This window comes from Thioclava sp. F36-6, assembly GCF_002020305.1.
Taxonomy (GTDB): domain Bacteria; phylum Pseudomonadota; class Alphaproteobacteria; order Rhodobacterales; family Rhodobacteraceae; genus Thioclava; species Thioclava sediminum.
Map to the genome: position 1 here is coordinate 520,973 of NZ_MPZX01000002.1, position 13,132 is coordinate 534,104.

A 13,132-nucleotide genomic window follows, 5' to 3' on the forward strand; every position below is an offset into this window, starting at 1 on the left:
TCAGGCTTCCTTGTTCTTGTTGTAGACATCGAAGAAGACGGCGGCGAGCAGCACGAGCCCCTTGATGACCTGTTGGTAATCGATGCCAATCCCGAGGATCGACATGCCGTTGTTCATCACGCCCATGATGAAGGCGCCGACGACCGCGCCGATGATCTTGCCGGAACCGCCCGACATCGAAGCGCCCCCGATGAACACGGCCGCGATCACGTCGAGCTCCACCGCGAAGCCCGCCTTCGGGGTCGCGGTATTCAGACGTGCGGCGAAGACGAGACCAGCGAGCGCCGCCAGCAGGCCCATATTGACGAAGGTGAGGAAGGTCAGCCGCTCGGTGCGGATGCCCGACAGCTTGGCCGCCTTGGAGTTACCGCCCACCGCATAGACCCGGCGACCCAGCGTGGTGCGTTCGGTCACGAAGACATAGATGATCGTCAGGATCACCATCGAAAGCAGCACGTTCGGCAGGCCACGGAACCATGCGAGCTTCCACGTCACGAAGAGAAGCGCCACGGCGACGATCGCATTGCGCAGCACGAAGAGGCCAAGGGGTTCGCCCTCGATCCCGTAGCGCGCATCGCGCGACCTAGCCCGCAGGCCCAGCCACACCAAGAGCACCACAGCCGCGACACCGACCGCCAGCGCCAGCATGTTCGGACGTCCCACGCCGAACGGATCCGCGATGAACCCGGTCGAGAGCGCCTGGAACGACTTCGGGAACGGGCCGATGGATTGGCCTTCGAGTAGCCAGAGCGACAGCCCGCGGAACACCAGCATCCCCGCCAGCGTCACGATGAAGGACGGAATTTTCCAATAGGCCACGAAATAGCCCTGCACCGCGCCGATCGCCATGCCCATCACGAGGCACGCCGGGATCGCCACCGCGACCGGCAGGTCCATCGATACGATCAGAACTGCTGCAAAGGCCCCGATAAAGCCCATGACCGAGCCGACCGAGAGGTCGATATTGCCCCCCACGATCACCAGCAACATGCCCAGCGCCATGATGATGATGTAGCTGTTCTGCAGGAACAGGTTGGTGATGTTGACCGGCTTGAGCAACGTGCCGCCCGTCACGATCTGGAAGAACAGCATGATCGCGATCAACGCAAACAGCAGTCCGTATTCGCGGATGTGGCGCGCGATATAGGCGCCGATCCCAAGGCCTCCCGAAGGCTCGGAATTCGCTTGTTCGATCTGGTCCATGACTTTCCCTATTCCCTAACGATCAAGGACATGATGCGCTCCTGGCTCGCCTCGTCGGCGTTCAACTCGCCCACGAAGCTGCCCTCGTTCATCACGTAGATCCGGTCGGACATGCCCAGAAGTTCCGGCATCTCCGAAGAGATCATGATGACGGCCTTCCCGGCCGCGCTCAGTTCATTGATGATCCCGTAGATTTCGTATTTCGCGCCGACATCGATGCCGCGCGTCGGCTCGTCGAGGATCAGCACCTCCGGCTCGGTAAAGAGCCATTTCGCGAGCACGACCTTCTGCTGGTTGCCGCCCGAGAGGTTCATCACCTTCTGGAACACCGAGGGCGTGCGGATATTGAGATCGCGGCGGTATTTCTCGGCCACTTCGGTTTCGCGAAAATCCTCGACCACGCCGTTCTTCGCCACCGCGCCGAGATTGGCGAGGCTGGTGTTGCGCTGGATGGTCTCTTCGAGGATCAGCCCGAGGCTCTTGCGGTCCTCAGTGACATAGGCGAGCCCCGCCGCGATGGCGCGGTCAACGGTGGAGACATCGGCGGGCTTGCCGTGGATCAGCACCTCGCCCGAGATATCGCGCCCGTAGCTGCGTCCGAAGACGCTCATGGCAAGTTCCGTGCGGCCCGAGCCCATCAGCCCCGCGATGCCGACCACCTCGCCGGCGCGGACATGCATCGACAGGTCACGGATCATCTGGCGGTCGCGATGTTCGGGGTGGCGCACGTTCCAGTTCTTCAGCTCAAACAGCACCTCGCCCGCGCGACGGGTCCGGTCGGGGAAGCGATGCGCCATGTCGCGACCCACCATGTCGCGCACGATGCGGTCTTCGGTGAGGTCACCGCCGCGCGCGTCGATGGTGGAGATCGTGGCGCCGTCGCGGATCACGGTCACGCTGTCGGCCACGCGCTTCACTTCGTTCAGCTTGTGGCTGATGATGATCGAGGTGACGCCCTGCGCCTTCAGCTCCAGCAGCAGATCCAGCAGAGCCTGACTGTCGGATTCCGACAGCGCCGCGGTCGGCTCGTCGAGGATCAAGAGGCGCACGTTCTTCGACAGCGCCTTCGCGATCTCGACAAGCTGCTGCTTGCCCACGCCGAGGCTGTCGACCAGCGTGCCGGGCGCCTCGCGCAGCCCGACCTTCTTCAGCAGGCCTTCGGTCTGCTGGAAGGTTTCCTGCCAGTTGATCACGCCGCTCTGGGCGCGTTCGTTGCCCAGATAGATGTTCTCGGCAATCGACAGCAGCGGCACGAGCGCCAGTTCCTGGTGAATGATGATGATGCCACGATCTTCGCTGTCGCGAATGTCGCGAAATTCGGCAGCGGCGCCGTCATAGACGATCTCGCCCTCGTAGCTGCCTGCGGGATAGACGCCTGAGAGCACTTTCATCAGGGTCGATTTTCCCGCGCCGTTCTCGCCGCAGATCGCGTGGATTTCACCGTCACGGACCGCGATCGAGACGTCGTCGAGCGCTTTCACACCAGGAAAGGTCTTGGTGATGTTGCGCATTTCAAGAAGGGTGGTCATCCGACCTCTCCGGCGTCAAATCGAGTGGGGGACTGGCCGCCCCAAAGGGCGACCAGCGTGGCAAGTCGGGGAGGCCCGGCTTACTCGATCTGATCCTTGGTGTAGTAACCGGAGCCGATCAGAACCTTTTCCCAGTTCGATTTGTCCACCGGCACCGGCTGGAGCAGGTAGGACGGGATCACCTTGACGCCGTTGTCATAGGTCTCGGTATCGTTGATCTCGGGCTCGCCGCCCTTGAGCATCGCGTTGACCATGCCGACGGTGACTTTCGCCAGTTCGCGGGTGTCCTTGAAGATGGTCGAGTACTGCTCGCCCGCGAGGATCGATTTCACCGACGGAACTTCAGCGTCCTGACCGGTGACGATCGGCATCTTCATGTCGCCCGAGCCGTAGCCCACGCCCTTGAGCGAGGACAGGATGCCGATGGACAGCCCGTCATAAGGCGAGAGCACGCCCTGCACCTGCTTGTCGGTGTAATTGGCCGACAGAAGGTTATCCATGCGCGACTGTGCCACGGCACCGTCCCAGCGCAGCGTGCCGACCGTGTCCATGCCCATCTGGCCCGACGGGATCACCACATCGCCCGAGTCGATGAGCGGCTGCAGCACCGACATCGCGCCGTTATAGAAGAAATAGGCGTTGTTATCGTCCGGCGAGCCGCCGAACAGCTCGACATTCCACGGCTTCGTGTCGGGGAAACGCTCCTTGAGCCCCTGCACCAGCGAATTGGCCTGCTCCACGCCGACCTTGAAGTTGTCGAAGGTCGCGTAATAGTCGACATCCGGCGTGTCGCGGATCAGGCGGTCATAGGCGATGACCTTGATATCGGCGGCCTTCGCGTTGGCCAGAGCGTTCGACAGCGTTGTGCCGTCGATCGCCGCGATCACCAGAACGTCCACGCCCTTGGTGATCATGTTCTCGACCTGAGCGAGCTGGTTCGGAATATCGTCTTCCGCATATTGCAGGTCAGTGTCGTAGCCTGCGGCCTGGAACTGTTCGACCATCGAGTTGCCGTCAGAAATCCAGCGAGCCGACGATTTGGTCGGCATCGAGATGCCTACGGTTTCGGCCCAAGCTCCGGAACCGAGCATAGCGGTGCCGATCGCCAGCACTGCGGCGGCGGTTTTGATTTTCATGGTGTCCTCCCTATGACGGTGCGCGACCCGTCTGTCCTCCTCGCGCAGCCCGATACCGGGCGTGGGAGAAACACTAGCAATGTGAGAGCATGATGATAAAATTACATTCAACGCAATCTGCATACCGAAAGTGATATGCCTCTTTCTCACCTGATGCTGAAACCGGCGCAACTGCGCCTGATCCGGGCGGTTGCAGAGTCCGGGCAACTCCAGCTCGCCGCTGAAAGCTGCGCCATGACGCAGCCGGCCGCGTCCCGAATGCTGGCCGAGGTGGAGCGTCGGGTCGATGCGCCGCTGTTTACCCGGCAGCCCAAGGGGATGGAGCCGACAGAGATCGGTCTGGCCGTGTTGCGCCGCGCCCGGGCCGTTCTGCGCGAACTCGAGAGCATGGGCTCCGACATCGAGGCGCTGCGCAGCGGCCATGCCGGGCGCGTGCGGATCGGCGCGGTGACCGGCCCTGCGGTGGGCTATCTCGTGCCCGCGATCCGCGCCGTCAAACGCGCCTCGCCCGAGAGCGACATTTCCGTGGAGGTTCTGCCGTCACGCGATCTGTTGGGCTATCTCGCGGCGGGAGAGATGGATTTCATCCTCGCCCGGGTTCTGCCCGAGTTCGACAGCGAGCTTTTCGACATCACCCCGATGCGCGACGAGAAAATCGTCTTTCTCGTGCGCGCCAATCACCCGCTGGCCCGCTCGCCCTTCGTCACGATGACCGAACTGGGGGATTACGAATGGATCCTGCAACAGCGCGGCGCGCCGATCCGCGAGGCGACCTTCGAGGCCTTCGCAGCGCTTGGCCTGTCCGAGCCGCGCGACTGCGTGAACAGCCCGTCGCTGCTGTTCACCATCGCCTATCTCGCGCAAAGCGACGCCGTGGCCGCCGTTTCGGAAGAGGTCGCCCAGCTTCTGATCCGCGAGCCCGTCAACGCGGGCTTCGCGGTCCTGCGCATCCAGCAAGAATTTCGGGTGTCGTCCTATTACCTGCTCGGCCTGCGCCGTCGCCCGCTCTCGCCGCTTGCCCTTAGATTGCGCGAAGAGCTGCTGCGACTTTCCGGGCAAGGAAACTGAGTCAAGGAAGGTACGAGTCCGAGCGGCTCACCCGGTCAGGCGCGTCGCCCGCAGATCGCCCGCCTGTTCAAGGATCGGATAGGCAACATAGGTCACGTCCGTGTTGATCTGCTTCAGCGCGCGCACAGTTTCCTGATGGATGTTCGTGGTCTCGATAGAGGCGCTGTTATTCGCGCGCAGCCGGGCAAGGTGGGCAGCCTGCAACTCGGCCTCGGCGGCGCGGGTGCGGTCTTTCTCCTCCACGAGCTGGCGCGCATCGTCGATCTCCCCCGACATCAAAACGTTCAGGGCCAGACGCGTGTTCGAGGTGACGCGGTCGTGGAAATCGGTCAGCTCCCGCAGCCCCTCTTCCGAGAAGGTCAGGCCGCGTTCGTGGATGCGCTGGGCGAGATCGACGAGATTGGTCGAAATCTGATCGCCCGCATCCTCGAGATGGTTCGCCACCATCGCGATCTCCATCGCGCGACGCGATTGCTCGGTGCTCAGCCGCGTCTCGTTCAGCCGCGCGACATAAAGCTTGATCTCGTAATGCATGCGGTCGACTTCGCTCTCGTTGCGCTTGATGCGGGCGGCGACCTCCGGGTCCCAACGGACGAAAAGACCGAGCGCCGGCTGCAGCATCTCCAAGACCTGCTCGCCCATGCGCAGCAACTCGCGCGCCGCATTGCCAAGGGCATGACCCGCGTCCCCCAACCCCTTTTCATCGAGCGCGGTGATCCGGGAGGGCGACTGGTCCTTGCGCTCGACCACGACCGCCTCGGCAAGGCGCAACACCCCAGGGATCAGCGGCAGCGACAGGATCGCGACGCCGAGGTTGAAGACCAGATGCAGGTTGATCACCTGCCGCGCTGTCGTCGCGCCCAGAAAGTCGAGCGCATGCGGGAAGGCCATCAGACCGATCAGCACCAGCGCGGCCCCGCCCCCGCGCAGGACGAAATTCGAGACCATGATGCGGCGCGGGATCGGATCGGCCGACAGCGTCAGCATCACCGGGATGATCGCCCCGCCGAGGTTCGCGCCCAGCACCATCGCCGCGGCGCCCGTCCCCGGCAAAAGGCCCTGGCCCGCGAAGGTCACGAACATCAAGACCGCCGCGATCGAGGAATGCATCGCCCAAGTCAGCAAGGCCCCGAGGACGAAGGCCGAGACGAGGTCGCTGCCCAGCCGGGTCAGCACCGCGTCTACCAGTTCGCTGTCGCGCAAGGGCGCCGTCGCCTCGCCGATCAGACCCAGCGAGAGCAGCACCAGCGCCAGCCCCACGAAGATGCGTCCCGCCTGCCGCGGCCGCCGGGCTTTTGATTTGAGAAACAGTGTCACCCCGATCACGAGAAGCGTGGGCACGAGAACATGGATCGGCGAGAGCAGGATCTGCGCCACGATCGACGAGCCCAGATCGGCGCCCAGCACCAGCGCCACGCCCGACACGGCGGCCAATGTTCCGCTCGCGGCGAAACCGGCGGTCAGGATCGCGACGGCGGTCGAGCTTTGCAGCAGCATCGCCGCCCCCGTCCCCGCGGCCATCGCGCTGATCCGCGTGCCTGCCGTGCGGCGCAGGAACTGGCGCAGCGAGGCCATGAAGGCGCGCTCGACCCCGGTGCGGATCAAACGAACCGCCCAGAGCAGCAGCGCAACCGCGCCTGCGAGATTGATCAGGAAATAGATCATAAGCTCTCCCAAATCCCGCGTTCGGCTTCGGATGCCCTCCACGACCACGCGGTTCTACCTCGTTAAACTGCATCAAAATGTGGGGTTCGCAACATTTTTCTTGAATTTATGCGGCATAGGCCACATCAATTTTAGAGTTCGGTGAGGATTCTCACCTTCGGGAAAAGCGATGGATGCGAGCGTGAAACAAGAGGGACAGCGACTGCGCAAACGCGACCGGCGCGAGCAGATCCTGTTCGAGTTGAAGCTGCGCCCCCATCTGCGGATCTCGGAACTGGCCGAACGGTTCGGAGTCTCGACGGAGACGATCCGGCGCGACTTCGATGCGCTCGAAGAGAAGGGGCTGATCGACCGCGCGCATGGCGGGGCCTCGCGCCCCGATCCGGGCCATTACCCGACGCTGAACGAGCGCGAACGCGACCAGTTTCAGGAACGCGAGCGGATCGGGCGCATGGCCGCAGCGCAGGTCGCGCCCGGCGAGACGCTGATGATCGATTCCGGCTCGACCACGCAGCAGATGGCCCGGTTTCTCGCAATGGCAGGCACGCCCTGCCGCGTCATCACGAATTCGCTGCCCATCGCGATGCTTCTGGGCGGAAGCGAGGGGGCGGAGGTGATTCTTGCCCCGGGGAATTACCTGCCGACGGAATCGGCGGTCGTGGGCGAAGAGACGCTCGAATTCCTGTCGCGCCATCACGTCGACCGGGCAGTGATCGGGGCCACGGCGCTCTCGGTCGAGGGCGTGTCCGAGACCATTCCGGGCTTCGCCGCTATCAAGCGCGTGATGCTCGCGCAGGCGCAGGCCGGAATGCTGCTGATCCTCGGGTCGAAATTCGGCATTCACGGCTTCACCCGCGCCGCCACGCTGGGCGCGCTCGCCTCGGTCGTAGTGGACCGCGCGCCGCCCGCCGATCTGAAAGAGGCGCTGCGCGAGAACGCCGTGGAGGTACTGCTCGCGAAGTGACGCCACCCACGAGAGTTCCCTGGGATGCCCGGCGCACCGCAGACCTGATCGTGCTGGTGATCGCTGTCGCTGTGGTGATAAGTGAGCCCCTATCGGCACAGGCGCGAAGGACGACCCTCTGATGACAATGACAGCGCAGGAAGCGCTCGCGGCCTATGAGCGCGCGCGCCATCGACTGCCCTCCCCCAGCGCGGGCACGACAAGCCAGATGGCGCGCGACCTCTCGGAGCTTGCCGATCTGTTCGACGTCTTCCTGCTGGACGCGTTCGGCGTGCTCAATATCGGCGAGACCGCGATCGAAGGCACGCCCGAGCGCGTCGCGGCGCTGCAAGCGCAGGGCAAGCGGGTGATGGTCGTGTCGAACGCGGCGGGCGTCCCGCATGACAGCCTGATGCGGAAATACGCACGGCTCGGCTATGACTTCGCGCCCGAGGATGTCGTCACCAGTCGCACCGCTCTCGTTGCAGCCCTGCGCGAAGCGCCTGCCCAGGCCTGGGGCCTGATGGCGAGCCAAACGACGGGCGATGACGAGCTGGATCAGTTCGACGTCACATGGCTCGCCGAAGACCGCACCGCCTATGACGCGGCCGAAGGCTTCCTGCTGATCGGCGCGGCGGACTGGACCGAAGAGCGACAAGACCTGCTCGAAGCGTCCCTCCGCGACAACCCGCGCCCGGTCTGGGTCGGCAATCCCGATATCGTCGCCCCTCGTGAGGTCGGGTTCTCACAGGAGCCGGGTCACTTCGCGCATAGGCTCGCCGATGCGACGGGTGTGGCGCCGGAGTTCTACGGCAAGCCTTTCACCAATATCTACGACATCGCCTTCGCGCGTCTCGGTCCGGTCGATCCTGAGCGCGTGCTGATGGTGGGCGACAGCCTGCACACCGACATTCTCGGCGCACAGGCGACCGGAATCCGCTCTGCCCTGATCGCGGGATACGGTTTCTTCGGCGGCGAGGACGCGCAGGCGGCCATCTCCTCCTGCGGCATCGTTCCGGATTTCGTTCTGGAACGACCGTGAGCGCGCCGCCGCTGACCCCGGCGAAATGATGTGATTTTTCAAAACCATCGCGCGCGCTTCTGACCCGGCCGCGATGGGCTATACTTGATATGCACCTTTTAGTATGTGTGTCCCCCGAGGAGCACGGAGGCCAGACCTGTCATGGACTCACCAGAAAGCATCCAACAGCACTTGGCTGCGATCGTGGAAGGCTCGGAAGATGCGATTGTCACCAAGGACCTCAACAGCATCATCCTGAGCTGGAATCGCGGCGCGGAAAACCTGTTCGGCTACACTGCCAAAGAAGCCGTCGGTCAGCCGATCACGATCATCTTTCCCGACGACCGGATGGATGAGGAGGTCGACTTCATCGCCCGTCTGCGGCGCGGAGAGCGGATCGCCAATTACGAGACGATCCGCCAGCGCAAGGACGGCAGCCCCGTTCCGGTGTCGCTGACCGTCTCGCCCGTGCGCGACGCCGATGGCCAAGTCGTCGGCGCGTCGAAGATCGCGCGCGACATCACCTTGCAGCACCAACTGGCAGAGCAGCAGAGACTGCTCCTGTCCGAGATGCGCCACCGGGTCGGCAACGCCTTCGCGGTGGCCGCGTCGCTGATTGCCGTTGCCGCGCGACAGGCGGACAGCGCGGAGCAACTCAGTAGAGAGATGCGCAGCCGCCTTCACGCGATCGCGTCGCTCAACTCGATGACCGTGAACGACCCTTCGGGTGAACAACCCGATGGCATGCCGCTGTCCTATCTCGTCAGCACCATCCTGAAACCCTTCAGCGAAGGGGCGAGCGTCCAGACCTCGCTTCCGGATATTCAGGTGCGCCCTGCTGCGATCACGCCGCTGACCCTCGTTCTCTTCGAGCTTGCGACGAATTCGGTGAAATATGGGGGCCTGTCGCAGAGCGGCCACGGCGTCGAGATTAGCGCGGAGATCGAGGACGGGCGCTTCAGGCTTGCATGGAAAGAGCCCGGCATCACCGAAGCGGGATCCGGCAAGGACGAAAACAAAGGGTTCGGCACATCGCTTTGTCGGCTCACCGTGTCCACCTCGCTAGGCGGTAGCTTCTCGCGCGATTTCACGCCAGAAGGATTGGTCGCGGCGTTGGATCTCGATCTGACCATGGTAGCGCAGATGCCGTGAGACCGCCGGGCGCGGAGCTGCACCTGCGGTCCGAGGCTGTTGGTCCAAGATTTGCGTCCGGGCCGAAGGAACGGCTACTTATACCCCCGAGGCAGCAGGAAAATTGCGAGGCTCGGCGATGACACCGGACGAAACCACCCCCAAACCGGCAGAGCTTCGGCATCGGATCATGGCCGGTTTCATCGGCAACGTGGTCGAATGGTATGATTTCGCGCTCTACGGCTATCTTGCAGGCGTCATCGCCCCGGTCTTCTTTCCGTCCAACGACCCGACCGCGGGCCTGATCGCGACCTACGGGATTTTCGCGGCCGGTTTCCTGATGCGTCCGCTTGGCGCGGCGGTGTTCGGATGGTTCGGCGACCGCTACGGGCGCGCGCGCACGATGCAGATATCGGTCGTGATGATGGCTATGCCGACGCTGTTTCTGGGCATATTGCCGACCTATGCGCAGGTCGGCGTTCTGGCGCCGGCGCTTCTGGTTCTGGTGCGGCTGCTGCAGGGCTTGTCGGTCGGTGGGGAGTTCTCGTCCTCGGCCACATATCTCGTCGAAACCGCGCCCCTGAAGAAACGCGGCCTGACGGGGAGCTGGGCCAATATCGGCTCCATGTCGGGCTCGCTTCTGGGGGTCGGGGCAGCAGCGCTCGTGACGAACCTCTTCGATGCGCAGACGCTCGCGGAGTGGGCGTGGCGCCTGCCCTTCCTCGGGGGCGCGCTCCTTGGCACGGTGGCGATCCTGATCCGCCGCAACCTGCACACATCAGAGCATTTCCAGCAGCACCAGGAGGGGCGCGACGACACATCGCCCCTGCTCGAAGCCTTCACGACGAACCGCAGAGAGACGCTTCTGGCGGTGGCCTTCGCGGCCAGCTACGGCACCTGCTACTACATCGCCTTCGTCTATCTTCCGGAATGGCTGTCGGGTCAGGGCTTGATGGCGCGGGACACGGCGCTGCTGATCAACACCGCGATGACGGTCCTCGTGATCCCCGCGATGCCGCTGGCGGCGATCGTGGGCGACCGGTGGGTGCCGCGTCGGGTCTGGATCGCTCTGGCGATCGGGTTGCTGGCGCTGGTCGCATGGCCTCTGCACGAGTGGATGCTCGTGTCGGGCGGCGCATTGCTGCCCGTGGTCGTCGCACATGCGGTGACCTTCCTGCTGTTGGCCGTACCGCTGGGCTCCGGCCCCGCCCTGTTCGCGGAGATGTTCCCCGAGCGGGATCGGCTTTCGGGCTATTCCGTTGCCTTCAATATCGGCCTCGGCATTTTCGGAGGCCTCACGCCGATGATCGCCACGAGCCTCATTGCCGCGACCGGTATGGTCACCGCGCCTGCGCTCTACATGCTCGTGGCGGGTTTGATCGCTGTGGTCGCGCTCGTCTTCACTCCGGATCGCAGTCGCGCGCCTTTGCGCTGAGCGAAGCACTCCCGCGAAACCAAATTGGAGGCTGGACCGATCACCGGGATGCGCTATCACGGTGACGGCGCGCACGCTTTGGAGATGTGAGGCGCCATCGACCGTGAGACGTGCAGAAGGACCACAGACCGGATGGAACAGCGCGGAACCGACCGTCTGAAGCTCGCCCTCCTCGCGCTCGCCGTAGCGGCGCTGGTGGTGGGCCTCGCCTTCTGGGCGGCTGGCGCGGACGCCTTGGCGAAAGCCAGCTGGATCGTTGGCGTCGTGCCCACCCTCGCCGCGCTTGTCTTTGAGATATCTCGCAGCCTCCGACGCGGCGAAGTCGGTCTGGATATCGTGGCCGCGCTCTCGATGACCGCCGCGCTTGTCTTCGACGAGACCCTCGCCGCGGCGGTCGTCGCGGTGATGTATTCCGGCGGCACCTTTCTTGAGAGCTTCGCCGAAGGCCGCGCCCGGCGCGAGATGCACGACCTTCTCTCGCGTGTTCCACGGACCGCGACGCGGCATCGCGATGGCGGGCTGGAGGATATCCCCCTCGACGAGATCGCACCCGGGGATCGGCTGCTGATCCATCAGGGCGACGTGGTGCCGGTGGACGGGACATTGGCCTCCGAGACGGCCTTTCTGGACACATCGGCACTGACCGGGGAGTCTCTGCCGGTGCGTCTGGCGCATGGGGCCGACGTCATGAGCGGCTCGACCAATGCTGGCGAGGCGTTCGACCTGTTGGCGGTGCGGCCTGCGAAGGACAGCACCTATGCCGGGATCGTCCGGCTGGTCGAGGAAGCCCAGGCCTCCAAGGCGCCGATGTCCCGCCTCGCGGATCGCTGGTCTCTGGGCTTTCTGGTGGTCACCCTCGTCATCGCCTTCGCGGCCTGGTGGTTCACCGGAGACCCGATCCGGGCCGTTGCGGTTCTCGTGGTCGCCACGCCCTGCCCGCTGATCCTCGCCGTGCCGGTCGCTCTGGTCGCGGGGCTCTCGCGCGCGGCGCATTACGGCGTGCTGATCAAGGGGGCGGGACCGCTCGAGACGATGGCGCGCATCGGCACGCTGGTCCTCGACAAGACCGGCACGCTGACCGAAGGCCGCCCGCAGATCGTGTCGATCGACAGTCACGACGGGATGGAGGAGGACGAGATCCTGCGCCTCGCCGCAGCCCTCGATCAGGCCTCGAAACACCCGGTGGCACAGGCGATCGTCACCGCCGCGAAAGAGCGCGGTTTCACCCTGCCCGTCCCGTCGGATGTGGCGGAAATCGCGGGCGAAGGCGTCGTGGGCCATGTCGATGGGCGCAAGGTCATCGTGGGTGGCGACGACTTCGTGGCGGCACGTGTCGGGCGCAAACCGGGCGATCACCCGACGATGGCCGCCGGGGCGGTTCTCGTCGCGGTCGCCGTGGACGGGCGCATGGCCGGGCATCTGGTGATGGCCGATCCGCTGCGCGAAGATGCGGGCGCCATGCTCGACGGGCTGCGCCACGAGGGGGTCGAACGGATTCTGCTCGCCACCGGCGACCGGACCGATGTGGCTGAACGCGTGACCGAGGGGCTCGGCCTCGACGGGCTGCGCGCGGGTCTCACACCGGACCAAAAGGTCCTCCTCGTGCTGTCCGAGCGCAAACACGGGCCGGTCATGATGGTGGGCGACGGCGTGAACGACGCGCCCGCGCTCGCCGCAGCCGACGTGGGTGTCGCGATGGGCGCGCGGGGCGCCGCCGCCTCGGCCGAAGCAGCGGATGTGGTACTTCTCGTCGACCGGATCGATCAGTTGCGCGCAGGCATTGAAATTGCCGCATCCTCGCGGCGGATCGCCTTCGAGAGCGTCGCCGCCGGGATCGGCCTCTCCGTGCTGGGCATGGTCGCGGCCGCCTATGGCTACCTCACGCCGGTGGAGGGCGCCATCTTGCAGGAGGCGATCGACGTCGCCGTGATCCTGAACGCCCTGCGCGCCCTTCGGATCAGGCCCAAGTGAGGGCGCAGAGCACGCCTGCCCCCTCACCCG

The 13,132-nt window shown here is 64.7% G+C and carries 10 protein-coding genes; 6 read left to right on the forward strand and 4 right to left on the reverse strand.

The features are described from left to right. From mmsB to chvE, 3 genes are all read right to left on the reverse strand, one after another. The gene (mmsB, locus tag BMI88_RS09555; RefSeq protein WP_078520305.1) at positions 1–1,203 is read right to left on the reverse strand and encodes a multiple monosaccharide ABC transporter permease; all 1,203 of its coding nucleotides are present in this window, start codon (positions 1,201–1,203) and stop codon (positions 1–3) included. Positions 1,204–1,211: 8 nt separating this feature from the next. Then, positions 1,212–2,732 carry a multiple monosaccharide ABC transporter ATP-binding protein gene (gene mmsA, locus BMI88_RS09560; RefSeq protein WP_078520306.1) on the reverse strand — a complete coding sequence of 507 codons (1,521 nt, stop codon included), beginning with the start codon at positions 2,730–2,732 and terminating at the stop codon, positions 1,212–1,214. 80 nt (positions 2,733–2,812) lie between these two features. Beyond that, on the reverse strand, positions 2,813–3,868 hold the full coding sequence (chvE, locus tag BMI88_RS09565; protein WP_078541891.1) for a multiple monosaccharide ABC transporter substrate-binding protein: 1,056 nt from the start codon (positions 3,866–3,868) through the stop codon (positions 2,813–2,815). 135 nt (positions 3,869–4,003) lie between these two features. Between chvE and BMI88_RS09570 the strand changes: the two genes are divergently transcribed. Then, positions 4,004–4,936: a LysR family transcriptional regulator gene (locus BMI88_RS09570; protein ID WP_078548103.1), complete on the forward strand. Its 933-nt coding sequence runs from the start codon at positions 4,004–4,006 to the stop codon at positions 4,934–4,936. A gap of 27 nt (positions 4,937–4,963) precedes the next feature. Here the strand turns inward: BMI88_RS09570 and BMI88_RS09575 are convergent, their stop codons facing one another. Then, a complete protein-coding gene (locus tag BMI88_RS09575; protein ID WP_078548105.1) occupies positions 4,964–6,601 on the reverse strand; it encodes a Na/Pi cotransporter family protein in 1,638 nt (545 codons plus the stop codon). Between the two features lie 181 nt (positions 6,602–6,782). Between BMI88_RS09575 and BMI88_RS09580 the strand changes: the two genes are divergently transcribed. The 5 genes from BMI88_RS09580 to BMI88_RS09600 all read left to right on the forward strand — a co-directional run bounded on the left by BMI88_RS09580 (position 6,783) and on the right by BMI88_RS09600 (position 13,102). Continuing rightward, complete coding sequence (locus BMI88_RS09580) at positions 6,783–7,565, forward strand: DeoR/GlpR family DNA-binding transcription regulator (protein WP_246831855.1); 783 nt, start codon at positions 6,783–6,785, stop codon at positions 7,563–7,565. Between the two features lie 121 nt (positions 7,566–7,686). Next, complete coding sequence (locus BMI88_RS09585) at positions 7,687–8,586, forward strand: HAD-IIA family hydrolase (protein ID WP_246831856.1); 900 nt, start codon at positions 7,687–7,689, stop codon at positions 8,584–8,586. Positions 8,587–8,727: 141 nt separating this feature from the next. Continuing rightward, positions 8,728–9,717, forward strand: coding sequence for a PAS domain S-box protein (locus BMI88_RS09590; RefSeq protein WP_078548109.1), 990 nt, complete (start codon positions 8,728–8,730; stop codon positions 9,715–9,717). A gap of 118 nt (positions 9,718–9,835) precedes the next feature. Then, on the forward strand, positions 9,836–11,131 hold the full coding sequence (locus tag BMI88_RS09595) for an MFS transporter (protein WP_210402024.1): 1,296 nt from the start codon (positions 9,836–9,838) through the stop codon (positions 11,129–11,131). Positions 11,132–11,263: 132 nt separating this feature from the next. Next, positions 11,264–13,102, forward strand: coding sequence for a heavy metal translocating P-type ATPase (locus BMI88_RS09600; RefSeq protein ID WP_078548111.1), 1,839 nt, complete (start codon positions 11,264–11,266; stop codon positions 13,100–13,102). Positions 13,103–13,132: the final 30 nt, after the last annotated feature.

Coding starts and splice junctions, on each gene's coding strand:
- mmsB (WP_078520305.1), bottom strand. CDS start 1,203: ATGGACCAGATCGAACAAGCGAATTCCGAGCCTTCGGGAGGCCTTGGG.
- mmsA (WP_078520306.1), bottom strand. CDS start 2,732: ATGACCACCCTTCTTGAAATGCGCAACATCACCAAGACCTTTCCTGGT.
- chvE (WP_078541891.1), bottom strand. CDS start 3,868: ATGAAAATCAAAACCGCCGCCGCAGTGCTGGCGATCGGCACCGCTATG.
- BMI88_RS09570 (WP_078548103.1), top strand. CDS start 4,004: ATGCCTCTTTCTCACCTGATGCTGAAACCGGCGCAACTGCGCCTGATC.
- BMI88_RS09575 (WP_078548105.1), bottom strand. CDS start 6,601: ATGATCTATTTCCTGATCAATCTCGCAGGCGCGGTTGCGCTGCTGCTC.
- BMI88_RS09585 (WP_246831856.1), top strand. CDS start 7,687: ATGACAATGACAGCGCAGGAAGCGCTCGCGGCCTATGAGCGCGCGCGC.
- BMI88_RS09590 (WP_078548109.1), top strand. CDS start 8,728: ATGGACTCACCAGAAAGCATCCAACAGCACTTGGCTGCGATCGTGGAA.
- BMI88_RS09595 (WP_210402024.1), top strand. CDS start 9,836: ATGACACCGGACGAAACCACCCCCAAACCGGCAGAGCTTCGGCATCGG.
- BMI88_RS09600 (WP_078548111.1), top strand. CDS start 11,264: ATGGAACAGCGCGGAACCGACCGTCTGAAGCTCGCCCTCCTCGCGCTC.